Consider the following 21,995-nt stretch of genomic DNA (forward strand, 5'->3'; position numbering starts at 1 on the left):
CCTCGTGCCGTTGCAACGCTGCGACACTGCGTCGCAGCGCGTCCTGCGTGGGATGGCGGGCGTAAACTGATGCGCTGTCTACAGGAGCCTTGTCATGGCCCACCCGCACTATCGCCCCCGCCGCATGCGCCACGATGCGTTTTCGCGTCGGTTGATGCGCGAAAACACGTTGACCACCGATGACCTGATCTGGCCGGTATTCGTGCACGAGTTGCCCGGCCGTGCGCCAATTGCGTCGATGCCGGGCGTAGAACGCCTGTCGCTGGACGAGTTGCTGCGCGAAGCGGAAAACGCGCTGGAATTGGGCATCCCGGTGATCGATCTATTCCCGGTCATCGACCCGGCTGGCAAGAGCCTGGATGCGGCCGAAGCCTGGAACCCGGACGGCCTGGCGCAGCGTGCGGTACGTGCGTTGAAATCACGCTTTCCCGAACTGGGCGTCATGACCGACGTGGCGCTGGACCCGTACACCACGCACGGCCAGGACGGCATCATCGACGCCAAGGGCTATGTGCTCAACGAGGTCACCGTCGCGGCCCTGGTCAAGCAATCGTTGTCGCATGCACAGGCGGGCGTGGACATCATTTCGCCCTCGGACATGATGGACGGCCGCATCGGCGCGATCCGCCGCGCGCTCGATGCCGACGATCATCTCAACGTGCGCATCATGGCGTATTCGGCCAAGTACGCCTCGGCGTTCTACGGCCCGTTCCGCGATGCGGTGGGCAGCGCCGGCAATCTGGGCAAGGCCGACAAGACCACCTACCAGATGGACCCGGCCAACGGCGACGAAGCCTTGCGCGAGATCGCCCTGGATCTGGAAGAAGGCGCGGACATGGTGATGGTCAAGCCGGGCATGCCGTATCTGGATGTGGTGCGCCGGGTGAAGGACCAATTCCGCGTGCCGACCTTCGCGTATCAGGTCAGCGGCGAGTACGCGATGCTCAAGGCGGCAGCAGCCAATGGCTGGCTGGATGAGCGCACGTGCGTGCTCGAGGCGTTGATGGCCTTCAAGCGTGCCGGTGCCGATGGCGTGCTGACCTATTTCGCCCCGCAAGTGGCGCGCTGGTTGCGCGAAACGCGCTGAGCGCGAGCGCCTGCGGCCATGGCGCCGCAGGCGCATCTGCGTCAGTGCGCTGATGCCAGCAACGCTGTCGGCAGGCAGCCCAATCCGCTGAGCGTTGCCTCAACGGCCGCGTCCAAGGGCGTGTGCGGTTCCTCCCCCAGCACCTCGCGCAGGCGCGTGTTGCGCAGGCGCAGCGGGTGGCGCCACAGCGGCCGGATCTCGTCCTGGCTGCATTGCGTCACGCGCATCCGCAGCTGCGCATGGAACTGGTGTTGAGCAATCGGGTGCAGGATCTGCTGCATCGCCAAGCCGATGTGGCGGTGCGCATGATCCGGCCGCAGCAGGACCTGCTGGTGGCGCGTCGCGTCGGTGAGATCGCCATCGGGCTATACGCCCATCCGGACTATGTAGACAGGCATGGCGTGCCGCAGCGCCCGGACGATCTGGCGCAACACGCGCTGGTGGGCTTCGACACGGACACTCCGTTCCTGCGCGGCGCGCGCACGGGTTTCCCGCTTTGGGAACCTTCGGCCTTCGCGCTACGTGCCGAGGTAATCCCCCGCTTTTAGCGTTCGCCAAAAGTGGAGCTACGCGGTCATCGCCAATTTCATTGCTGGGGTGATACCGCCGAGCGCCATGTTGGGGCGCTCATGGTTGTACGTCCATAGCCAGCGCGTGGCCTTGTCCTGAACCTGCTCGATGGTGTCGAACAACGTTGTGGCCAGCCAAGCGTAGCGGACGGTGCGGTTGTAACGTTCGACGTAGGCATTTTGCTGCGGTTTGCCCGGCTGGATGTGCTCGATCCGAATGCCGCGCTGCTGTGCCCAAGCTAGCAGCGCATCGCTGATGTACTCCGGGCCGTTGTCGCAGCGAATGGCGTTTGGCTTGCCGCGCCAGTCGATGATCTGATCCAACGAGCGGATCACCCGGGCCGATGGCAGCGACAGGTCGACCTCAATGCCCAGACCCTCGCGATTGAAGTCGTCGAGCACGTTAAATAACCGGAAGCTGCGACCATCGGCTAACTGGTCGTGCATGAAGTCCATCGACCAGACCTGGTCGATCGTCTCCGGTACCGACAACGGCTCTGGACGCTCACGTACCAGCCGTTTCTTCGGCTTGATCCGCAGGTTCAACTCCAGCTCCCGGTAGATGCGGTACACCCGCTTGTGGTTCCAGCCGAAGCCCTTCACGTTGCGCAGGTGCAGAAAGCATAGGCCGAACCCCCAATCACGATAGGTCGTGGTCAACCGGACAAGCCAATCGGCAATCTGGACGTTCTCCTCGCTGGCCTTGGCTTGATAGCGGTAGCAGGTCTGGCTGACCTCAAACGCCTGGCAGGCATGCCGGATGCTCATCGCCTTGTTCGCCACCGCCCATCGGGCCATCTCCCGGCGTTGAGATGGCCTCACCATTTTTTTGCCATCGCCTCACGAAGTACTTCGGCAGCCATTTGCGATTCGGCGTACATCTTCTTCAGGCGCCGGTTCTCGTCCTGCAGCTCCTTGAGCTGGGACATCAGCGACGCATCCATGCCGCCGAACTTGCTGCGCCACTTATAGAACGTTGCCGAGCTGATGCCGTGCTCTCGGCACAACTCCGGCACTGACGTGCCGGCCTCGGCCTGTTTGAGGACGGCGATGATCTGGCTGTCGGTGAAACGGGATGTCTTCATGGAACCTCCTCAGAAAAGGGTACGAGAAAATTCCACTTCTGGCGTCAGCTAACCTGTGGGGGGATTACCCCGACAGCGATCTGGCGCAGCTGGCGTTGATCCGTGCCGGATGCGGCATCGGCTTCTGCCAGTCAGCGCTGGCGCGGCGGACGCCACGCCTGCTGCCGGTGTTGCCGCAGCAGGTCCGCGTTGCTCTCGACGTTTGGGTCACGATGCATCAAGACCTGCGCGCCAGTGCGGCCTGCAGTGCAGTGTTCGCGGCCCTGGCGGCTGGATTGGCCGCGCACTGCGCCGCGCCGGAGGCAGGCGCCGGCACCAACTGACAGCGGCTGGGCACATGCGCCTGCATGGCACCCAGCCGCTGCGATGACCGATCCCGATTGCCGTTCGCGTGCGCCGTCCGCAGGCGTGACGCACATGCAGCCGCATGCCACGCAAACGTAGACGTTACGGCAGCACCAACGCGATCGCCTGCGACTTCACGCTTGCGCTGAGCGACGGAAACGGATCCACATTGGTCATCATGACCAGGTCATTGATCGACACCACATCGCAGTTGATGCTGCTGGCGTTGACGCACAGATACGCGCCCGCGCCCACGCCCGGCTCGTAGATGGCCTTCCACACATACGCCGGTACGGCGACCTTGTCAGTGCCGATGGTCGCTGCGGTGCCACTGTCGAACGCCGGGCCGGTCACCACGTACAACTCACCGTGCTGCTTGGCCAACTGACGCACCTGTTCTTCGATGTGCGCCCATTGCCCGGTGTTGAGCTTATGGTCCTGCGGGACGACGTTGGCCATGGAAAAGGTCTCTTTTTCCGAGCTTTCGGTCGATGCATCGCCGGCCGGCGTCATGTGCCCGCGGTCGTAGCCGGTGTTGGTGTAGTCGGAGCTTTTCGAGCGATCAGCGGCCGGGATACCGGTTTCGTCGTGGAAGGAACCGACCCGGCCGATCGCCTCGGCGCCGGCAACCTGCTGGTCGGTGAGGTGCTCGGCCGAGTACACCGGGTCCTTGGTCGCGCCCGAGGCCAGCAATACGTATTCGGTGTGGCACACCTCGGTCGTGCGGGTGGTGGCGCTGCTCACGGCAGGCGGAGTGCCGTTTGCGTAAAGCGTGGGACAACTGGTGGCGGCGACCGCCACGGAGGTCGTGCACACCACTGCCAGGGCCACACAACCGCGCAAGAGGAAGGACATTGCAGAGCTCGCTTGCCGAAAGGAGTGAGGAAGGTGGCAACGTGCGATGTCCAAACGATGACCGCGACATGTGCGGCAGATGACGGCGCGCTGCCGGGCGCAGGGAACAAGGCGGGCCGTTTGCGAGGGCTGCACGCCAAGCTGCGGCAGAACGCCATCAGCGTGCCGATCGGATGCGAGACTCATTCTCATCTACAATGGTCGGCCGTCCTGTTTCGTGTCCAGGTCTTGATCAAGACGCTTTTGTTCCAGCTGCATTGGCTGCTCGGTATCACTGCCGGGCTGGTGCTGTCAGTGATGGGGCTGACTGGCGCGTCGATGTCCTTCGAGAACGAGATCGTGCGCATGGCCAATCCGGCCATCGCGCAGCTGGCGCAGCGGCATGCAGCGGGCGAGCGCCCCTTGCCGGTGGACGTGCTGCTGCAACGGCTCGATCTGACGCCGACCGATGCGGCACAGAAACACACGGTCACGCGCCTGTTGATCGACCCCACTGGCGCGCGTCCATCTGCCGCCCGCCTATCCGGCAAGGGCGGTGGCCGGGTGTATTTCGATCCCTACACAGGGGAGCGGCTCGCGCCGCCGCGGCTGAGCGCTGCGTTTGCCTTCATCGAAGACCTGCACCGCAATCTGACGGCCGGCAAGCGCGGTCAGGCGGTTACCGGTGCGTGCGCCGTGATCCTGCTGTTCTTCTGCGCATCGGGGCTGTATCTGCGCTGGCCGCGGCGGTGGTGGAGCCCGCGGACCTGGTGGGTGGTGGAATGGCGACGGCAGGGGCGCAGTTTTTTGTGGAGCCTGCATGCGGTGTTCGGCACTTGGTGCTTGCTGGTGTATCTGCTGGTCGCCCTGACCGGGCTGACCTGGTCCTACACCTGGTATCGCGATGGCATGGTGGCCTTGCTCGGCGCTGCGCCTGCGATACGCGGCGACAAAGGCGACAACCGCCCGGCCACCGTCGATTTCGCACGCGTGCAGCGCACACTCGATGGCATTGCGGCCACCCGCAGCGCCGCCTTGGATCTGCGCATTCCCACGCGCGCCGGGCAGTCTCTGAATGTGCGGTTCTTGCCTGACAATCCCGCTCACGATCGCGCCTACAACAGTCTTGATATCGCGCCGGACAGCGGGGCACTGCAGCAGCGCCAGGACTACGCGCTGCTGCCGCGCGGGCAACAAGTAGCGGTGAGCATGTTCCCGCTGCATTCGGGCAGTTTTTTCGGGTTGCCCGGGCGCATCGTGGTGATGCTGGCCAGCCTTGGCATGTCGGTGTTCTTCGTCACCGGTTGGATGCTGTATCTGGATCGGCGCCGCAAAAAACGCGAACTACGCGCCGCGCGTGTGGTGTTGCAAGGCGCCGCGCCGGCGTCGCAAGCAGCACCATGGTTGATTGCGTTCGCCAGCCAGAGCGGTTTTGCCGAACGCCTGGCGTGGCAGGCCGCCGGGCACTTGCAGACGGCCGGCTTGCCGGTGCAGGTGCGCTCGCTGGCGCAGCTGGATGCGCAGGAGCTGCAACGCACCCGGCATGCGCTCTTGGTGATCAGTACGTTTGGCGATGGCGAGCCACCGGATGCGGCACGCGGTTTCGAGCGCGGACTGCTGCGGCAACGCCTGGAATTGCCGCAACTGACCTATGCGGTGCTGGCGCTGGGCGACCGCCAATATGCGCAGTTCTGCGGGTTCTCGCGGCGTGTCGACCAATGGTTGGATGCGCAGGGCGCGCGCGCGCTGTTTCCTGCGGTGGAAATGGACAACAGCGATCCGCAGGCGCTGGCGCAATGGCATGCGCAGCTCGGCCAGATCGCCGGTGCACCGGTGATCGCCGCGCCCCTGGCACGGCCCACGGTGACCGAATGGACGCTGTCCTCGCGCACGCATCTGAATCCGGGCAGCGAAGGAGCGCCGATCTGGCGCATCGATCTGCAGCCACCGGCCCAAGCACGGTGGCAGGCCGGCGACATCCTCGAAGTGCAACCCGCGCATGCCCAAGAGCAGGTGCGCGTCTGTCTGGCTGCATGGGGTCTGTCGCCGGACGCGCTGGTGCACGTGGACGCGCAGTTACTGCCGCTGCAGCAGGCCGCCGCCGAGCGCGTGCTGCCGGAGCCGCCTGCAACGCCGCTTGCCCATGCTCCGGATCCGCAAACCTGGCTGGATGCCTGCGCCTGGCTGCCCACGCGCGATTATTCGCTCGCCAGCGTGCCGGCCGATGGAAGCGCGAGGGTCGTGGTGCGGCTGACTGCGCGTGCCGATGGCAGCCCCGGTCTGGGTTCGGGTTGGCTGATCTGCCATGCGCCGATCGGCACGTCGGTGCGCGCACGGTTGCGCACCAATCCCGGGTTTCATCGCGTCGAAACAATGCCGATGGTCTTGATCGGCAATGGCACCGGCATTGCCGGCCTGCGCGCGCTGTTACGCGAAGCCGAGGTGGCCGGCGTGCATGGGCACTGGTTGTTGTTCGGTGAGCGGCATGCTGCACACGACCGTCTGTTCGCCGACGAGTTGCAAGCCTGGCAGGCGAGTGGGCACCTGCAGCAACTGGAGTGGGTGTTCTCGCGCGATCAACCGCACAAGCGCTACGTGCAGCATCACCTACGCGAAGCCGGCGACACGCTGCGGCACTGGATCGACCGTGGCGCGGTCATTTATGTCTGCGGCAGTCTGGACAGCATGGCGCGCGAAGTCGATGCAACGGTGCGAGAACTTCTCGGTGACACGCGGTTGGAATCATTGACCGCGGCCGGCCGTTATCGGCGCGATGTGTACTGATTGCGGTGAGGGGCGCTGCATTCCGGCCTGACATCGGTTCGCAGAACCTGGTGCGTGCGCGTGAGGCGGGCGCGGGGATTGCAGAACCGCAGACAGCCATGCACGACTGATACGTGCCAATGTTGAGCATTGCTTGCTCGCTGCTCGCTGCCCGCTGCCCGCACGGCGCCTGCGGAGCAGTTTGTTATCGCATCTTTTTTATGCAATCAAAAGCCTGGTCGGTCGAGCGCGCGGTGTCCTCACCGCTCGCAGGACACGCCGTGAATCCGTCCATGCGCTCGTTGGCGGCATCCATGCCGCCAACGGCTCCGCAATCGGCCAGGGCACCCGCCAGATGTGTCTTGAAGAATGAGGACTTCGCGTCGCACGGTTCGCTAGCCGCCGCATTGGAAGCGATCAGCAGCTCTGCGGCGACTGCCCAGATCACCCCGTCTCGATCTGATCCAACGCACCCATCCACCTCAACGGCAACTCGTATCGCCCTCGGCTGCCGGTGCCTTCATCCGGTAGATGTCCAGCTGCCCTGCGCGCGGTGCTCGGGCACTGCCGGTCACCAGCAATTCGCCGGGCTTTGCCGCATCCACGACCGCGCCGAAGGTGCGCTCCTGCGGCCCGTTGAACGACAGCGGCAGCGCCTGGCCCGGTGCAAAATGCCCGTCTTTGCAGACGGACAACAGCAACTGGCTGGGGCCGTCGGTCTTTCCGCTGGCCCACACCAGCGCGCGTCCGTCGCCGAGCCAGGCGGCGTCCAGTTCGTCGGCTGCGCTGTTGATGTCGACCAAGGCCACCGGCGCACTAAACGCCTTCCCATCCCAGTGCGCCACGAACAGGTCCATGCCGCCGGCGCCGCCATGTCCATCGCTGGCGAACAGCAGGCGCGTCCCGTCAAGCGACAGCGTCGGCGCGCGTTCGTTGCCGGCGCTGTTGATCGCCGCGCCCAGCGATTGCACAGGGCCCACGGCGCCTTTCGCATCCACCGGTGCCCGGTAAAGGTCGCTGCCGCCCGCGCCGCCGGGTCGGGTGGAGGCGAACAACAGCCAGCGGCCGTCGGCACTGAACAGTGGCGTGGTTTCGTCCTGCCCGGTATTGATCGGCAGCGGTTGCGCGTCCTGCCAGCGTCCTGCGCGCAGCTGCGCCTGCCACAGATCCCAGCCGCCGGCGCCACCGGCGCGGTCGCTGGCCCAGACGATGCGCTGCCCGTCCGGGCTGAGCGTGGCGCGTGACTCATTCGCTGGCGTGGAGACCACGCCCATGCCCTCGATGCCGAATTCAGCAAGCCCCGAAGCAGACGGGACGCAGAGTAAACTTGCCGCCAGCGTGAGCAGCGTCCATCGATAGCGCATGTGGTGTTCCTGCCTCAAGAGCGGTTAACAAAATGACTGCGTAACGGCCAGGCGGGCGCGGCCAGTGCTCGGAATCGGCATGTACCACTCGTACACTCCGGTTCCTGCGCGCGGTCGATGCCCCCTGACGACCGCTCGCTACATGTTGTTAGCCACTTTAAAGTCGCGCACAGTCTAGTCAACCAGAGAGCGTTTCATGCCCGTATCCCGTTATGCCGTGTTCGGTCACCCCGTCGCCCATTCGCTGTCGCCGGCCATCCACGCCGACTTCGGGAAGCAGACCGGCATTGCGCTGGACTACACCGCCATCGATGCGCCGCCGGAGGACTTCAGTGCCGCGCTGCAACGCTTCGCCGACGAAGGCGGCAAGGGCGCGAACGTCACCCTGCCACTGAAGGAAGCGGCGTGTGCGCTGGCCAGCAGCCTCAGCGATCGCGCGCGGCTGGCCGGGGCGGCGAACACACTGGTGCGTAACGATGGCCAGTGGCAGGGCGACAACACCGACGGTATCGGCCTGGTGCGTGATCTCACCGATCGCCATGGCCTGGATCTGCGCGGTCGCCGCGTCCTGCTGCTGGGCGCCGGCGGCGCTGCACGCGGCGTCGCGCCGGCGCTGCTGGAAGCCGGCATTACCGAAATGGTGGTGGTGAACCGCTCGCCCGAGCGCGCCGATGCGTTGTGCGATGCGCTCGGCGAACCCGGTCGGGTGGTGTCGCGTTACATCGAAGACCTGCGCGACCTCGGCGACTTCGAGCTGATCGTCAACGCCACCGCCGCCGGGCGCGACCGCGACGCCGGTGCGTTCGCGCTGCCGCTTGGGCTGGTCAACAGCCTCACTGCCGCGGTCGATCTGAACTATGGCGCCACCGCCATTGCGTTCCTGGCGTGGGCGCGTTCGGCGCAATGCCGGTACGCCATCGACGGCCTGGGCATGCTGGTAGAACAGGCCGCCGAAAGCTTCGCGCTATGGCACGGCGTGCGCCCGGACACCGATCCGGTCTACGCCGCGCTGCGCGCGCGCGAGGCCGTGCTGGTCAGTGCCGACTGACGTGGGCAGCGCCGATGCCACCGCTATCCTGCTGACCCTGGTCACCAGCCTGCTGTCGCGCGTGCCGATGCTGATTGCGGTGCTGCTTGGGTTGGTCCTGCTGTGGCGCGCGCCGCATGGCCCGCTGCGGCGTGCCGGGCTGGCCGCGCTCTGGTTGCTGCTGGGCTGCCTGTTCGCCGAGGTCGCGTTCCAGGCGATTCCGATGCTGTTGCTGCAGCAAGGCAATGTGCGTCAGATCAGCATGGTGGTCAGTATCGCCCACTTCGTGCTGATGGCCGTCCAGGCCGTCGGCATCGGCGCGCTGGTGTGGACGCTGGCGGCAAGCTTGCAACGCTTGGCACCCACTGCTGGTACGCGCCCATGATCCCGCTCAAAGCCATCGCGCTGGTCATCGTTGGGCTGGTCTGTGCCGGGCAGGGCGTATGGACGCTGTTGCATCCGCAGGCGCTGGCCGCGGTCAATCGCGGCGGCCTGCTGTACGAACGCTTCGGGCCGAACGGTGTGGGCGCCGGCATGTTGTTGATGGGTATCGCGATGGCGGCCATCGGCGTGGTGTGGGCGCGCTTTGCGTGGCCCTCGCGCGTGCAGCGCAGCTGACGAAGCGAAGACGCGCTGCCTGCTCATTGCAGGCAGCGAGGTCCTCGGTCGGCATCCATCGCGCGACCTTCCGGATCCAAGCAGGCAGCCGGTGCTTGCAGGCGGTGATTGAACAGCCGAACCCTGCGGCAGGCCGTGCAAGGTGCGTTCTCGGCATCAGGTTGGCCGCACGATCGCCCCGCACAAGCAACACGTTCAGCCGCGCACCACGCCGGTCGCAGGCGCTGCGCCGGTCCATGCGAAAATAACGCGATGAGTGACCTTGCCCCACCGGCTGCGCCGTCCGCGCCCGTTCCGACCCAGCGTGTGCTGACCGACCCGATCAAGGCCGGCATCCGCGACGCCTACGCCAAGCTGCAGGCCAATACGCCTGGCTTCGCCACGCGCCGCGCGCAGAGCCAGATGATCGGCCTGGTCTCGCGTGCGCTGGCCACCTCCGGCGGTATCGGCATCGCCGAAGCGCCCACCGGCGTGGGCAAGAGCCTGGGCTATCTCACCGCTGGCGTGCCGATCGCACTGGCCACCAAGAAGAAGCTGGTGATCAGCACCGGCACCGTGGCGCTGCAATCGCAGCTGGTGGAGCGCGACATCCCGGCCTTCCTCAAGGCCACCGGGCTGGAAGCGACCGTGGCCCTGGCCAAGGGCCGCACCCGCTATCTGTGCACGCGCAATGCCGCCGAACTGGAAGGCGACACCAGCCAGAACGCCATGTTCGAAGACGAGCAGGCGCTGTACGACCGCCCGCTCAGCCCCGTCGATGCGGATCTGGCCAAGCGGCTAGCCAAGGCCTACGCCGCGCGCACCTGGAACGGCGACCTGGACGATGCGCCCGAGCAGGTTTCGGTGCCGCTGCGCATGCGCATCACCACGCCCGCCTCCGGCTGCGCGGGGCGCCGTTGCACTTATGCCGCGCAGTGCCCGGTGCTCAAGGCACGCACCGATGTGCGCGAAGCGCAGATCGTGGTCACCAACCACGCCTTGCTGCTGTCCTCGCTGTCGCTGGGCGATGCCGAAAACGGCCAGCCGCTGATCGCCCCGCCGTCGGACATGCTGCTGGTGCTCGACGAGGGCCATCACATCGCCGGCGTGGCGATCGACCAGGGGGCGGCCAATCTGCCGCTGGACGAGATGGCCAAGCGCACTGGCCGCATGCAGATTCTCATCGCCGCTGCGTACCGCGCGGTGGACAAGGACAAGATCGGCAACCTGCTGCCCAACGAAGCCATCGACGTGGCGGCGCGGGTGTCCAAACTGCTCAAGGCCTTCCATGCCGAGGTCGAGCGCGTCTGGAAGCCCGAGCCCGGCGAGCGTGATCCGTTGTGGCGTGCGGCCAACGGCAAGTTGCCGCCGCAGTGGGGTCCGGCCATCGAAGAACTCGGCGAACAAACCCGCGCGCTGTTCAACTGGGTGCATGCCGCCCATGGCGCGGTAGCCAAGGGCAAGCAGGACGACGCTGCACGCGAGCGCCTGCAACGTAACCTGGGCCTGGCCCTGGAAATGGCCGAGCAGCAGCACAATCTATGGAGCGGCTGGCGGCGCGAAGACAAGGAAGGCCAGCCGCCGATGGCACGCTGGATCACCCTCTCGCGCGACGGCGACCTGATCTGCCACTGCTCGCCGGTTTCGGCCGCGCAAGTGCTGCGCACGATGATCTGGAACGAGGTGGATTCGGTGGTGATGACCTCGGCCACGCTCACCGGCGGCGGCGATTTCCAATCCTTCGCCATCGATAACGGGCTGCCCGATCACGCCGAAATGGCCTCGCTGGCCTCGCCGTTCGACCTGCCCAATCAGGCCGAACTGATCGTGCCCAATTTCCCGGTCACGCCCGACGACCGCGAAGGCCATCCGAAAGAAGTGGCTAAATATCTGGTGCGCGAACTGGATTGGAACGCCAAGGGCAGCATCGTGCTGTTCACCTCGCGCTGGAAGATGGAAAAGGTGGCCGACCTGATGCCGTTGGCGCAACGCAACCGCGTGCTGGTGCAGGGCGAGGGCAACAAGTCGCAACTGATCACCGAACACCTGCGCCGCATCGCCGCTGGCGAGGGCTCTGTGTTGTTCGGGCTCAATTCCTTCGGCGAAGGCCTGGATCTGCCCGGCGAGGCCTGCACCACGGTGGTCATTACCCAGGTGCCGTTCGCCGTGCCGACCGATCCGCAGACCTCCACCTTGAGCGAATGGCTGGAAAGCCGCGGTCATAACGCCTTCAACCTGATCGCCATTCCGCATGCGCTGCGCACGCTCACGCAGTTCGCCGGCCGCTTGATCCGCAGCTCCAACGACCATGGCCGCGTGATCATTCTCGACTCGCGCCTGCTCACCCGCCGCTACGGCAAACGCATCATCGATGCACTGCCGCCGTTCAAGCGGGTGATTGGGCGCTGAGTGTTGCTTGAGATATCAGCACGAACACCAGCGTAGCGCGATGCACATGGGATCGTTTAGATGACGCAGCCGGTACGCGTGCAGCATGCCGTACGATTGCCGCGAGCTGCACGCCGTCGCCGGGTTCTACAGCAGCAAGAGAGCGAAGCTGGTTGCTCCGCATCTCTGTGCCCGCGTGCACTGGTGTCGTTCGATGAACTCACATGCTGCAGCGCTTCTATAGCGGACGCTGCGTACCTTGATCTGTGCCACATTGCGTGAGCGCAACCTGCGACCGGTGAGATACACACTGCGACCGCAGTCGCTGAGAGCGATTCGGACTCAGGCCATGCAAAATCGATGTGGATGCTGCATGTAGACGCCCATTGCTGCAGCTATCTGCAACCCACTGCTCGCGAACTTGGCGATGCATATCACGCAATGCAGTCATCATCATGTTCCCCTATCGCAGCGATCGTAACTAACGACTTCTCATGCTTCGGCCTGCTGGCCATGATTCAGCCTCCCCAAACGAGCTGACGCCATGCGCCCTGGACACCTCATGGTGCTAGCCCTGCTAGCCCCGACGTTGATCGCCCCGCCGGCCTTCGCCCAATCCGTTCTGACCCGCGACAATGGTGCAAAGGTCGGTGACAACCAGAATTCGCAGACGGCCGGCGCCACCGGCCCGACGCTGCTGCAGGACGTGCAACTGATCCAGAAGCTGCAGCGCTTCGATCGCGAGCGCATTCCCGAACGCGTGGTGCATGCGCGCGGCACTGGCGTCAAAGGCGAGTTCACCGCCACCGCCGATCTGTCCAACCTGACCAAAGCCAAGGTCTTCAGCGCTGGCGAAAAAACTCCGGTCTTCGTGCGCTTTTCCTCGGTGGTGCACGGCAATCACTCGCCGGAAACGCTGCGCGACCCGCATGGTTTCGCCACCAAGTTCTACACCAGCGAAGGCAATTGGGATCTGGTCGGCAACAACTTCCCCACGTTCTTCATTCGCGATGCGATCAAGTTCCCCGACATGGTGCATGCGTTCAAGCCAGACCCGCGGACCAATCTGGATGACGATTCGCGTCGCTTCGATTTCTTCTCGCATGTGCCCGAAGCCACCCGTACGCTGACGTTGCTGTACTCCAACGAAGGTACCCCGGCTGGCTATCGCTTCATGGACGGCAACGGCGTGCACGCGTACAAGTTGGTCAATGCGCAGGGTGAAGTGCACTACGTCAAGTTCCACTGGAAGTCGCTGCAGGGCATCAAGAATCTCGATCCCAAACAGGTCGCCGCCGTACAGGCCAAGGACTACAGCCACCTGACCAACGATCTGGTCGGGGCGATCAAGAAGGGCGATTTTCCGAAGTGGGACCTGTACGTGCAGGTGCTCAAGCCCGAAGATCTGGCCAAGTTCGATTTCGATCCGCTCGACGCCACCAAGATCTGGCCGGACGTGCCGGAGCAGAAGGTCGGCCAGATGGTGTTGAACAAGAACGTCGACAACTTCTTCCAGGAAACCGAACAGGTTGCGATGGCGCCGGCCAACCTGGTGCCGGGCATCGAACCGTCTGAAGACCGTCTGTTGCAGGGCCGTATCTTCTCCTACGCCGACACCCAGCTGTATCGCATCGGTGCCAACGGGCTGAGCCTGCCGGTCAACCGCCCGCGCGTGGCCGTCAATAACGGCAACCAGGATGGCGAAGGCAATAACGGCCACACCACCAGCGGCGTGAACTACGAGCCGAGCCGCCTGGAGCCGCGTCCGCAGGACACCGCCGCACGCTACAGCGAATTGCCGCTGTCGGGCACCACGCAGCAGGCCAAGATCACCCGCGAGCAGAACTTCAAGCAGGCCGGCGAGTTGTACCGCTCCTACAGCAAGAAGGATCGCGCCGATCTGGTGCAAAGTTTTGGCGAGTCGCTTGCCACCACCGACACCGAAAGCAAGCACCTGGTGCTGTCGTTCCTGTACAAGGCCGACCCCGAGTACGGCACTGGCGTGACCCGCGTTGCCAAGGGCGACCTGGCGCGCGTCAAGCAGCTGGCCTCCAGCCTGCAGGATTGATCCATCCGACGGCATCGCGGCCATGCCGCGGTGCCGTCCCCGTTTTGGGAGAGCGATATGCGCACCCTGCTGTTGGTCATGCTGAGCGCCCTGTGCGCGCCAGCCATCGCTGCCTCGCCGTCTGCCACGCCCGCAGCGGCCACTTCATCCACGTCAAGCCCAGAGCAGATCAAGCTGCAGCTACGTGAGTACTTCTTCGATGCCGCGCGCGAAGGTCGCCAGGACATGCTGGCCGAGTTCATTCGCTCGCATTACGACCTCAATACCCGCGACGAGAAGGGCTATACCGCGCTGATTCTGGCCGCCTACCACGGCCAACGCCCGGCGGTGGAACAGTTGCTCAGTGCCGGTGCCGACCCCTGCGCGCAGGACAAGCGCGGCAACACCGCGCTGATGGGCGCGATCTTCAAGGGCGAGCTCGGTATCGCCAAGCGCCTGATGCAGGCCGACTGCGCCCCCGACCAACGCAACAACGCCGGCCAGACCGCGGCGATGTACGCAGCGCTGTTCCAACGCACCGACGTGCTTAAGGACCTCGCCGCCAAGGGCGCAGACCTCAGCCTCAAGGACGGGCAGGGCAACGACGTGACCAAGCTGCAGCGCGGCGAATTCGCCACCGCCCCGGCGCGCTGAGCGTGCCGGGTAGGTTCGCGCGTTTCCCAGCGTGCCGCATTGGCCGTGCTGCGATGCACGTTGTTCGGCTCGTATCCGATTGGAGGGAACAGAACACCCGTTCGCAGCCGATGCCTGCTGTGCGACAGGGAGGCAGTCCCTCAGATGTTCTTGTCGCGACGCGCGCCGGCGCTGGGCGAAGACGCCGCACTAGACGTTGCACGCCTGCTCCACGCTCTCGCTCACCTCGGTCTGGCCACATCTGCCACTCCGGCGGTAACGCTCGGGATGGCCGCATCCATCGCGGCATGTCAGAGTCGCGCTTTGGCAGCGCCAAACCCCCCTGCGCAGCCCTGTCGGTTTTCCGCCGCGACCGCATTGGAACTCTGGCGCAGGTGGCGATTTTTCCGCCAGTGCGTCAGGAGTTTTCTGACACGAAAATCCTTGCGCGCCAAGGCTTTGACAGAAAACTGAGCGTTTGCTGACTTGCTCAAAATTGCCTGAAGAAAAGCGCAGAAAACAGTTCAAGAAAGCGACGGGAAGGCCGATGCTGCAGCTATCGCATCGCACCTTGGAACCCCCGGACCATGAAGCTCGATCCTTCCATCCCTTTCCTGATGTCTCTGCTGGCCATGGTGCTGTGCACCGCCACTGCCGTCGTCGCACTGGTGTTCGGCCAAGTGCACGTGCTGGCCAAGTCGTGGAGCTTCTACACGGTCATGGGCACCGCCCTGATCACGCTGATCGCCTCGTACCACGCCCTCGGCAAGCCGCTGAGCACCGAAGAGCGCGTTGGTGTCCGTAACCCGTAAGTGACGGGGTCGTCCAGGCGCAGCGGTTACTGCAGTCCTGGACGTGGAAAGCTCCACTCGTCACTGACGATGCAAGGCGTTCGCCGCAGAGGCGAACGCAGACAGGCAACGCGCATCAGCGATGCCTCCCGTTACCGCTCGCACTTGGCGAGCGATGGAAACGAAAACAGCGTCAACGCGATGTTGTTCGCTCCTCCCGACAATGCAGCGCAGCCGCAATGCTGGCCGCTGAAGCGCATCATCAGCGCCATCGACAATCGCGCGTCATGCTCGTAGTTGGCCAGCTGATGCAGGTTGATGGCGTGAATCAAGCCGCGTCTTGAAGCAGCGTTGGCTTGAACGAAGTGCTAGCCGTTTCCATCGTAGCGAGTCTCCACTTGGGGGTCGTAAAGAGGGCAACCGAACTCTTTCCCCAGGTCAATAAAACGATTCATGTCTTCACTACTCATTTCATAGCAGTCAACCCGGAAGAACTGCGCCGTAGTGAAGATCTGGAAGACACCGCGATCATCGCTCTCGTAATGCAGTACATCTAACTGGGCCCAGCCATCTGAGAACAGTTCTTCGAGACGGGACAGCATCATTTCTATTGGGAGTTCTTCAAGCCCTTCCACATGCTCGCCTTCAGTCAATCTTTCATAGACGAACTGATGGTCGAGCCAAATCCCCGGTTTGTATTTCCAGAAGTCCAAGTCGTAGCTCATGTTCCCTCCTGAATGACTGGCACCTCGCGTAGCCACCAGACGATCCCGCAGCCAGCTCCGAAAGGCACCGGCCCCAGCCTGCCATGCCGCACCGCCGTAGATTCATCGGCGCCCGTGTAAGCTATTGATCCTGCTTCGCATTCTAATGGCTGCTCATTGCGGCCACTTCAGTCGATGACCGCTTCCGCCGATCGCTACGCCGCCTCCTTGCGCCTGTCCGTCGCCCCGATGATGGATTGGACCGACCGCCATTGCCGGGTCTTCCATCGCCTGTTGGCGCCGTCTGCACGCCTCTATACCGAGATGGTGCACGCCAACGCGGTGATCCATGGCGATCGCACGCGGCTGATCGGGTTCAATCCGGTCGAACACCCGCTGGCGCTGCAACTTGGCGGCAGCGATCCGGCCCTGCTCGCGCAGGCGGCAGGCATCGCGCAGGAATGGGGCTACGACGAAATCAATCTCAACTGCGGCTGCCCGTCCGACCGCGTGCAGGCCGGGCGCTTCGGCGCCTGCCTGATGCGCGAGCCTGCGCTGGTGGCCGAGTGCGTCGCTGCCATGCGTGCGGCCACCGACCTGCCGATCACGGTCAAATGCCGCCTCGGCGTGGACGACGATGACGATTACGCGGTGTTCGCCCGCTTTGTCGATCAGGTGGTCGCGGCCGGCGCGGCGATGGTGGTGGTGCATGCCCGCAATGCCTGGCTCAAGGGCCTGTCGCCGAAGGAAAACCGCGAAGTGCCGCCGCTGCGTTACGACTGGGCGTACCGGCTCAAGCAGGAGCGGCCCGGCCTGCCAATGGTGCTCAACGGTGGCATTACGGCCGTGGACACCGCAATGGCGCATCTGCAGCACGCCGACGGCGTCATGCTCGGTCGTGCTGCCTACCATGACCCATATGTCCTGCATTGTCTGAATGCCGCCTTGAACCAGCAGCCCGAGCAACCGCGCGAGTCCTTGCTGCGCGCGTTTCAGCCGTATGTGGAATCGCAGCTGGCGCAAGGTCTGGCCCTGAAGCACATGACGCGGCACGTGCTGGGCCTGTTCCATGGGCAGCCCGGCGGGCGCGCATTCCGGCAGGTGTTGAGCGAAGGCGCACACCGTCCAGGCGCTGGTTGGGAGTTGGTCGAGCAGGCTCTGCAGCGTACCGATACACAGTGCTGGCGGGTGGTCGCCTAGTTTTGGCCCACCGCTTGCATTCCTGAACGGGCTGCTGGGATATGCCGGTTTCAATGGGTGCTTCGCGGAGGCGCGCGTCCGTTACAACCCGCGCCCATCGTCGCTTTGAGCACCAATAATATTCATTTCACTGAACGCCGTTAACTCGAAGCTAAAAAGTTCAGATCGGATTCACCCCGAAAAATCAAGAATTTGGCTCGATTCCGACGCTCGACCTTCAGCAACGCGCGGTCGATTTCACGAATTTTGAATGTTCCTGAACAACCCGCTAGGATTCATTTGTGACCCGATTGCTCTGCCGCGCTCGCCAAATCGCTCTGGTTGCCCTTTGGGTTGCCATGGCCGTGCCGTCGGCCTGGGGCCAGGGCTACCCGATGGTGCAGAGCGGGCGCGAGGCGTTGCCGCCCTCGGCCAGTGGTAATAGCCGCACGCTGTCGGACACCATCCGACACGTACAACGGTCCACCGGTGGACAGATCCTCGGTGCCGAGCGCGTGCCGTTCGATGGCGGAAATCTCAACCGGGTCAAGTACATGAAAGACGGGCGCGTACACACGGTGTATGAGCCTGAGCAGACGCAGGCCGCGCCGCCGCGTAACTTGCCGCCGCCGGACGCGCCACCACGCGACGATAACCACTGAACGTAGATAGTCCTACGTTCAGTCTTATAAATTCCCCGGCCATTGGCCGACAACGTAACTAGGGAGAGTGCATGCGTATCCTTTTGGTCGAAGACGAAGCTCCGCTGCGCGAAACCCTTGCGGCGCGTCTGAAGCGCGAAGGTTTTGCGGTTGACGCTGCACAGGACGGTGAAGAAGGCCTCTACATGGGCCGTGAAGTTCCGTTCGATGTCGGCATCATTGACCTTGGATTGCCCAAAATGTCGGGCATGGAGCTGATCAAGGCCCTGCGCGATGAAGGCAAAAAATTCCCGGTGCTGATCCTGACCGCGCGTTCGAGCTGGCAGGACAAGGTCGAAGGCCTCAAGCAGGGTGCCGACGACTATCTGGTCAAGCCGTTCCACGTCGAAGAGTTGCTGGCGCGCGTCAACGCGCTGCTGCGCCGTGCGGCTGGCTGGAGCAAGCCCACGCTGGAATGCGGTCCGGTCGCGCTGGACCTGGCAGCACAGACGGTGAGCGTCAATGGCGCCAACGTCGACCTGACCAGCTATGAGTACAAGGTACTCGAGTACCTGATGATGCATGCCGGCGAATTGGTCTCCAAGGCCGACCTCACCGAGCACATCTATCAGCAGGATTTCGACCGCGACTCGAACGTGCTGGAAGTGTTCATCGGTCGCCTGCGCAAGAAGCTCGATCCGGATGGGGAGCTCAAACCGATCGAAACCGTTCGTGGCCGCGGCTACCGGTTCGCCATTCCGCGTACCGAAGGCTGAGTCCGCGCGTCAGCGAGCAGGAAGATCAAGTGTCGGGCCGCTCCAAGTGGTATAGACGCTGGCGGCCGCGCTCATTGCAGGCCCGCCAGCTGCTGGCCGCCAGCCTCAGTCTGGTGGCCTTCCTGGCGCTGGCCGGTTACGCACTGGATGTGGCGTTTGCCGACACCGCCGAAAAGAATCTGCGCGAGCGGCTGAAGAACTACGCCTCGGCGTACGCGGCCAATATCGATTTCGTGCGCGATGGGTCGCTGTACATCGGCGGGCAACCGCCCGACCCTCGCTTCGATGTGCCTGGCGGCGGGCTCTATGTCGAAGTCGTGCGTCCGGACGAAAGCTGGACCTCGATGTCTGCCGAAGGCCCGAATATTCCGCACGGCCGCATGCTGGAGCCGCGCCAGGAAGAGTTCATCGGCCCGCTGGAAATGACCCAGATCGATGGCAGCATTGGGCAGCTGTATCGCTACGGCCTGGGCGTGAGTTATGTCGAACGCGAACACGGCGGCGAGATTCCGTACACCATCTATGTGATGGAAGACGCGCGCTCGATGGGCGCGCAGCTGCGCGTGTTCCGTGGTGCGGTATGGTTCTACCTCGGTAGCGCCGGTGTGGTGTTGCTGGTGCTGCAGGCCTTTATTCTGCAATGGAGCCTGCGTCCGCTGCGGCGGGTCATCAATGAGCTGACCAAGGTGCAGCGCGGCGAGATCCAGCGCATGAGCGAGCAGCATCCGCGCGAGCTGGAGCCGCTGACCGACAGCATCAATGCCTTCATCGAGAGCGAGCGCGATAACCTGGAGCGCCAGCGCAATACGCTGGCCGACCTGGCGCATAGCCTCAAGACACCCATCGCCGTATTGCGCACGCAATTGGATAGCGGCGCATCCGAGCGCGATCTGCACGAAGAAATGGATGTGCAACTGCGCCGCATGAACGATCTGGTGTCTTACCAGCTGGCCCGCGCCGCTTCCAGCGGACACAAGTTATTCGCCGCGCCTTTGCCGATCGAGCCGACCGCCGAAGAAATCGTGCGTGGTCTGGAGAAGGTGTATTCGGTCAAGGGCGTGTTGTGCGAATTCGATATTTCGCCCGAAGCGCGCTTCCACGGCGAGCCGGGCGATTTGCAGGAATTGCTCGGCAATCTGCTGGAGAACGGCTTCAAGTGGGCGCGTAGCCGGGTGCTGCTGACCGCACAACCGGGCCCCACGACCGGTAGCCGTCGCGCCGGATTGATCCTCTCGGTGGAAGACGATGGTCCCGGCATCGCGCCGGAAGACGTGGCCAAGATCCTGCAACGCGGTGTACGTGGGGATGAGCGCGTGCAAGGGCACGGCATCGGCATGTCGATCGTGCAGGATCTGATCAAGGCCTACCGCGGCGAGCTGCAGGTGGTGCGCTCCCAGGAACTGGGCGGCGCCCGCTTCGATGTGACCCTGCCGCCGGGCTTGTGACCGTCGCAAATGGCCCGATGAACACGTGGTCAATGCCGGCAGACCTTCCGACAACCGTTTAACCCCTCATGCGTTGGCGTACCCATACTGAGCCGGTAAGCCGTTGCGATGGAGGGCCGCATGTTCGAGCAAGTTAGCCAGGCAGGGCGGATGGAAACGCGTGTGGCACGCGCGCGGCAATGGCGTGGATGGCGCGCGCTGCCGCTGTTGATCGGCAGCGTGTGTGTGCTTAATTGCACGGCTGCCGACGCTCCTCTCACACCATCGCAGACGCGTTGGCTGCAACGCGCCACCTACGGCGTGGATGCCAACAGCGCCACGCAACTGACACGGCTGGGCCCCAAGCGCTTCGGTGCCCTGCTATTGCAGCCCAGCGATGACGCGGCGTTGCCCGCGCCGGTGCGCGCGCAGCTGCAGCGCTTCGATGGGCTGCATACCCCGCTGGTGGATTTGCTAACCCAATACGAGGCCGACAAGGTCCGCTTGCAGGCCATGCCCGATGGCGATGAGAAGGTGGCCCTAAAGAAGGACTGGCAGGCGCGCGGTGGGCAGATGTTGGTGCAGGCGCGCCAGGCGCAATTGCTGCGCGCGGTGTACGCGCCGGATCAGCTGCGCGAGCAACTGGTGTGGTTCTGGCTCAATCATTTCAGCGTGTATGCCGACAAGGCGCGGGTGAAATGGATGGCCGCCGACTACATGGAAAACGCGATTCGCCCGAATGCCACCGGCAAATTCGCCGATTTGGTGATGGCCACGCTGCAAAGCCCGGCGATGCTGGAATACCTGGACAACGCCAAGAACGCCAAGGGCAAGGTCAACGAGAACTACGCACGCGAGTTGATGGAACTGCACACGCTGGGTGTGCATGGCGGCTACAGCCAGCAGGATGTGCAGCAGCTGGCGCTGATCCTCACCGGCGCAGGCCTGGTGCCGATCAAGGCCAGTGGCGCACCGCCGTTGCCGACCGCAGCGCCAGGACAGGCGCAGGTCGTGCGCAACGGCTTGTTCGAATTCAATCCGGCGCGACATCAACCCGGCGACAAGATGCTGCTTGGCCAGCGCATCGCCGGAGGTGGTCTGGATGAGATCGAGCGCGCCGTGCAGCTGTTGGTGCGGCAGCCGGCCTGCGCGCATTTCATTTCGCAACGCCTGGCGGAGTATTTCGTCAGCGACACGCCCCCCGCTGCGTTGGTGACGCGCATGGCCAACACCTTCCAGCGCAGCGATGGCGATATCGCCAAGGTGATGCAGGCCATGCTCGCGTCGCCGGAGTTTGCGCAGGCGCAACCGCGCAAGTTCAAGGACCCGAACCGGTTCGTGGTGTCGGCGATGCGGGTGGCCTATGAGGATCAACCGGTGATCAATGCCGCGCCGATGGCCAGTTGGGTGCAGCAGCTGGGTGAACCGTTGTTTGGACGCATCACCCCCGATGGCTGGTCGCTGCAGTCGCAGGCCTGGACCAGTTCCGGACAGTTGGCGCGGCGCTTTGAAGTCGCGCGTTCGATCGGTGGCGGACCGAAGCAACTGTTTCGTCTGGATGGTGATAACGACACCCCGATTCCGGCAGTGACGCAAATCGATACGCGCCCCTCGTACCGCTGGCTGGCGCCCTCGCTGTCGGCCACCACGCAGCAGGCGCTTGACCAGGCGCGCTCGCCTGCCGAATGGAACGGATTTTTGCTGTCGTCGCCTGACTTCAACTATCGCTGACGCGATCGCA

21 protein-coding genes, 1 other RNA gene and 2 pseudogenes are annotated in these 21,995 nt (G+C 64.2%); 17 read left to right on the forward strand and 7 right to left on the reverse strand.

Features of this window, described 5'->3' with window-relative positions; genetic code table 11:
* Positions 1 to 94 precede the first annotated feature (94 nt).
* Positions 95 to 1,087, forward strand: coding sequence for a porphobilinogen synthase (gene hemB, locus M0D43_RS12905; protein ID WP_252164927.1), 993 nt, complete (start codon positions 95 to 97; stop codon positions 1,085 to 1,087).
* A gap of 41 nt (positions 1,088 to 1,128) precedes the next feature.
* Here the strand turns inward: hemB and M0D43_RS12910 are convergent, their stop codons facing one another.
* On the reverse strand, positions 1,129 to 1,368 hold the full coding sequence (locus tag M0D43_RS12910) for a hypothetical protein (protein ID WP_252165188.1): 240 nt from the start codon (positions 1,366 to 1,368) through the stop codon (positions 1,129 to 1,131).
* Between M0D43_RS12910 and M0D43_RS12915 the strand changes: the two are divergent.
* Positions 1,288 to 1,617, forward strand: a pseudogene (locus M0D43_RS12915) (LysR substrate-binding domain-containing protein); the annotation flags it as partial. The gene M0D43_RS12910 and the pseudogene M0D43_RS12915 overlap by 81 nt on opposite strands.
* Positions 1,618 to 1,653: 36 nt before the next feature.
* Here M0D43_RS12915 and M0D43_RS12920 read toward each other — a convergent pair.
* Positions 1,654 to 2,741 (reverse strand): IS3 family transposase gene (locus M0D43_RS12920; protein ID WP_252164928.1). Its coding sequence is split into 2 segments (ribosomal slippage): positions 1,654 to 2,489 and positions 2,489 to 2,741, totalling 1,089 coding nucleotides; the frame shifts between segments, so codons are not numbered across the junction.
* A gap of 71 nt (positions 2,742 to 2,812) precedes the next feature.
* On the opposite strand from M0D43_RS12920, the pseudogene M0D43_RS12925 reads away from it, so the two are divergent.
* Positions 2,813 to 3,064, forward strand: a pseudogene (locus M0D43_RS12925) (LysR family transcriptional regulator); the annotation flags it as partial.
* 124 nt (positions 3,065 to 3,188) lie between these two features.
* On the opposite strand, the gene M0D43_RS12930 reads toward M0D43_RS12925, so the two are convergent.
* Positions 3,189 to 3,941, reverse strand: a complete 753-nt coding sequence (locus tag M0D43_RS12930; RefSeq protein ID WP_252164929.1) for a DNA/RNA non-specific endonuclease — start codon at positions 3,939 to 3,941, stop codon at positions 3,189 to 3,191.
* Between the two features lie 228 nt (positions 3,942 to 4,169).
* Between M0D43_RS12930 and M0D43_RS12935 the strand changes: the two genes are divergently transcribed.
* Entirely contained in the window at positions 4,170 to 6,704 is a 2,535-nt protein-coding gene (locus tag M0D43_RS12935) for a PepSY domain-containing protein (RefSeq protein WP_252164930.1), read from the forward strand.
* Positions 6,705 to 6,888: 184 nt separating this feature from the next.
* On the opposite strand, the gene M0D43_RS12940 is transcribed toward M0D43_RS12935, so the two are convergent.
* Together M0D43_RS12940 and M0D43_RS12945 are read right to left on the reverse strand one after the other, a co-directional pair.
* Positions 6,889 to 7,128 (reverse strand): hypothetical protein, encoded by a 240-nt coding sequence (locus tag M0D43_RS12940; RefSeq protein ID WP_425510676.1) that lies wholly within the window; start codon positions 7,126 to 7,128, stop codon positions 6,889 to 6,891.
* A 37-nt stretch (positions 7,129 to 7,165) separates the two neighbouring features.
* Positions 7,166 to 8,047 carry a TolB family protein gene (locus tag M0D43_RS12945; protein ID WP_260807247.1) on the reverse strand — a complete coding sequence of 294 codons (882 nt, stop codon included), beginning with the start codon at positions 8,045 to 8,047 and terminating at the stop codon, positions 7,166 to 7,168.
* Between the two features lie 79 nt (positions 8,048 to 8,126).
* On the opposite strand from M0D43_RS12945, the gene M0D43_RS12950 reads away from it, so the two are divergent.
* The 8 genes from M0D43_RS12950 to M0D43_RS12985 all read left to right on the forward strand — a co-directional run bounded on the left by M0D43_RS12950 (position 8,127) and on the right by M0D43_RS12985 (position 15,551).
* A non-coding RNA gene (locus M0D43_RS12950) (sX9 sRNA) lies at positions 8,127 to 8,201 on the forward strand.
* Positions 8,202 to 8,243: 42 nt separating this feature from the next.
* Positions 8,244 to 9,095, forward strand: a complete 852-nt coding sequence (gene aroE / locus M0D43_RS12955; RefSeq protein WP_252161725.1) for a shikimate dehydrogenase — start codon at positions 8,244 to 8,246, stop codon at positions 9,093 to 9,095.
* Complete coding sequence (locus M0D43_RS12960; RefSeq protein WP_252161726.1) at positions 9,085 to 9,459, forward strand: hypothetical protein; 375 nt, start codon at positions 9,085 to 9,087, stop codon at positions 9,457 to 9,459. The genes aroE and M0D43_RS12960 overlap by 11 nt, the downstream gene beginning before the upstream one ends.
* The gene (locus M0D43_RS12965) at positions 9,456 to 9,692 is read left to right on the forward strand and encodes a hypothetical protein (RefSeq protein ID WP_252161727.1); all 237 of its coding nucleotides are present in this window, start codon (positions 9,456 to 9,458) and stop codon (positions 9,690 to 9,692) included. Before M0D43_RS12960 ends, M0D43_RS12965 begins: the two co-directional genes overlap by 4 nt.
* Before the next feature lie 252 nt (positions 9,693 to 9,944).
* Positions 9,945 to 12,080 (forward strand): ATP-dependent DNA helicase DinG, encoded by a 2,136-nt coding sequence (gene dinG, locus M0D43_RS12970; protein WP_252161728.1) that lies wholly within the window; start codon positions 9,945 to 9,947, stop codon positions 12,078 to 12,080.
* A gap of 541 nt (positions 12,081 to 12,621) precedes the next feature.
* Positions 12,622 to 14,127: a catalase KatB gene (katB, locus tag M0D43_RS12975; RefSeq protein ID WP_260808270.1), complete on the forward strand. Its 1,506-nt coding sequence runs from the start codon at positions 12,622 to 12,624 to the stop codon at positions 14,125 to 14,127.
* A 57-nt stretch (positions 14,128 to 14,184) separates the two neighbouring features.
* Positions 14,185 to 14,760 carry an ankyrin repeat domain-containing protein gene (locus M0D43_RS12980; RefSeq protein ID WP_260807248.1) on the forward strand — a complete coding sequence of 192 codons (576 nt, stop codon included), beginning with the start codon at positions 14,185 to 14,187 and terminating at the stop codon, positions 14,758 to 14,760.
* A 566-nt stretch (positions 14,761 to 15,326) separates the two neighbouring features.
* On the forward strand, positions 15,327 to 15,551 hold the full coding sequence (locus tag M0D43_RS12985) for a hypothetical protein (RefSeq protein WP_252161730.1): 225 nt from the start codon (positions 15,327 to 15,329) through the stop codon (positions 15,549 to 15,551).
* Between the two features lie 131 nt (positions 15,552 to 15,682).
* Here M0D43_RS12985 and M0D43_RS12990 read toward each other — a convergent pair whose 3' ends face one another.
* Together M0D43_RS12990 and M0D43_RS12995 are read right to left on the reverse strand one after the other, a co-directional pair.
* Positions 15,683 to 15,862 (reverse strand): hypothetical protein, encoded by a 180-nt coding sequence (locus M0D43_RS12990; RefSeq protein ID WP_252161731.1) that lies wholly within the window; start codon positions 15,860 to 15,862, stop codon positions 15,683 to 15,685.
* A 36-nt stretch (positions 15,863 to 15,898) separates the two neighbouring features.
* Positions 15,899 to 16,255, reverse strand: a complete 357-nt coding sequence (locus tag M0D43_RS12995) for a hypothetical protein (protein WP_252161732.1) — start codon at positions 16,253 to 16,255, stop codon at positions 15,899 to 15,901.
* Positions 16,256 to 16,429: 174 nt separating this feature from the next.
* On the opposite strand from M0D43_RS12995, the gene dusA reads away from it, so the two are divergent.
* The 5 genes from dusA (at position 16,430) to M0D43_RS13020 (ending at position 21,985) form a co-directional block, all read left to right on the forward strand.
* Complete coding sequence (gene dusA, locus M0D43_RS13000; RefSeq protein ID WP_252161733.1) at positions 16,430 to 17,434, forward strand: tRNA dihydrouridine(20/20a) synthase DusA; 1,005 nt, start codon at positions 16,430 to 16,432, stop codon at positions 17,432 to 17,434.
* A 338-nt stretch (positions 17,435 to 17,772) separates the two neighbouring features.
* Positions 17,773 to 18,075 carry a hypothetical protein gene (locus M0D43_RS13005; protein WP_252161734.1) on the forward strand — a complete coding sequence of 101 codons (303 nt, stop codon included), beginning with the start codon at positions 17,773 to 17,775 and terminating at the stop codon, positions 18,073 to 18,075.
* 71 nt (positions 18,076 to 18,146) lie between these two features.
* Positions 18,147 to 18,830, forward strand: coding sequence for a response regulator transcription factor (locus tag M0D43_RS13010; protein WP_002808458.1), 684 nt, complete (start codon positions 18,147 to 18,149; stop codon positions 18,828 to 18,830).
* 74 nt (positions 18,831 to 18,904) lie between these two features.
* The gene (locus M0D43_RS13015) at positions 18,905 to 20,275 is read left to right on the forward strand and encodes an ATP-binding protein (protein ID WP_252165058.1); all 1,371 of its coding nucleotides are present in this window, start codon (positions 18,905 to 18,907) and stop codon (positions 20,273 to 20,275) included.
* A 120-nt stretch (positions 20,276 to 20,395) separates the two neighbouring features.
* Positions 20,396 to 21,985, forward strand: a complete 1,590-nt coding sequence (locus M0D43_RS13020) for a DUF1800 domain-containing protein (RefSeq protein ID WP_252161735.1) — start codon at positions 20,396 to 20,398, stop codon at positions 21,983 to 21,985.
* Positions 21,986 to 21,995: the final 10 nt, after the last annotated feature.

The sequence above is a fragment of the Xanthomonas prunicola genome, assembly GCF_025266575.1.
GTDB lineage: Bacteria > Pseudomonadota > Gammaproteobacteria > Xanthomonadales > Xanthomonadaceae > Xanthomonas > Xanthomonas prunicola.

What these genes read in the sequence shown, in the direction of transcription:
- M0D43_RS12945 (WP_260807247.1), bottom strand. Translation starts at nt 8,047, where the DNA reads ATGCGCTATCGATGGACGCTGCTCACGCTGGCGGCAAGTTTACTCTGC.
- M0D43_RS13010 (WP_002808458.1), top strand. Translation starts at nt 18,147, where the DNA reads ATGCGTATCCTTTTGGTCGAAGACGAAGCTCCGCTGCGCGAAACCCTT.
- M0D43_RS13020 (WP_252161735.1), top strand. Translation starts at nt 20,396, where the DNA reads ATGTTCGAGCAAGTTAGCCAGGCAGGGCGGATGGAAACGCGTGTGGCA.
- dinG (WP_252161728.1), top strand. Translation starts at nt 9,945, where the DNA reads ATGAGTGACCTTGCCCCACCGGCTGCGCCGTCCGCGCCCGTTCCGACC.
- M0D43_RS12995 (WP_252161732.1), bottom strand. Translation starts at nt 16,255, where the DNA reads ATGAGCTACGACTTGGACTTCTGGAAATACAAACCGGGGATTTGGCTC.
- M0D43_RS13005 (WP_252161734.1), top strand. Translation starts at nt 17,773, where the DNA reads ATGGCCGTGCCGTCGGCCTGGGGCCAGGGCTACCCGATGGTGCAGAGC.
- M0D43_RS12985 (WP_252161730.1), top strand. Translation starts at nt 15,327, where the DNA reads ATGAAGCTCGATCCTTCCATCCCTTTCCTGATGTCTCTGCTGGCCATG.
- M0D43_RS12965 (WP_252161727.1), top strand. Translation starts at nt 9,456, where the DNA reads ATGATCCCGCTCAAAGCCATCGCGCTGGTCATCGTTGGGCTGGTCTGT.
- M0D43_RS12930 (WP_252164929.1), bottom strand. Translation starts at nt 3,941, where the DNA reads ATGTCCTTCCTCTTGCGCGGTTGTGTGGCCCTGGCAGTGGTGTGCACG.
- katB (WP_260808270.1), top strand. Translation starts at nt 12,622, where the DNA reads ATGGTGCTAGCCCTGCTAGCCCCGACGTTGATCGCCCCGCCGGCCTTC.
- dusA (WP_252161733.1), top strand. Translation starts at nt 16,430, where the DNA reads ATGACCGCTTCCGCCGATCGCTACGCCGCCTCCTTGCGCCTGTCCGTC.
- aroE (WP_252161725.1), top strand. Translation starts at nt 8,244, where the DNA reads ATGCCCGTATCCCGTTATGCCGTGTTCGGTCACCCCGTCGCCCATTCG.
- M0D43_RS12910 (WP_252165188.1), bottom strand. Translation starts at nt 1,368, where the DNA reads ATGCAGCAGATCCTGCACCCGATTGCTCAACACCAGTTCCATGCGCAG.
- M0D43_RS12980 (WP_260807248.1), top strand. Translation starts at nt 14,185, where the DNA reads ATGCGCACCCTGCTGTTGGTCATGCTGAGCGCCCTGTGCGCGCCAGCC.
- hemB (WP_252164927.1), top strand. Translation starts at nt 95, where the DNA reads ATGGCCCACCCGCACTATCGCCCCCGCCGCATGCGCCACGATGCGTTT.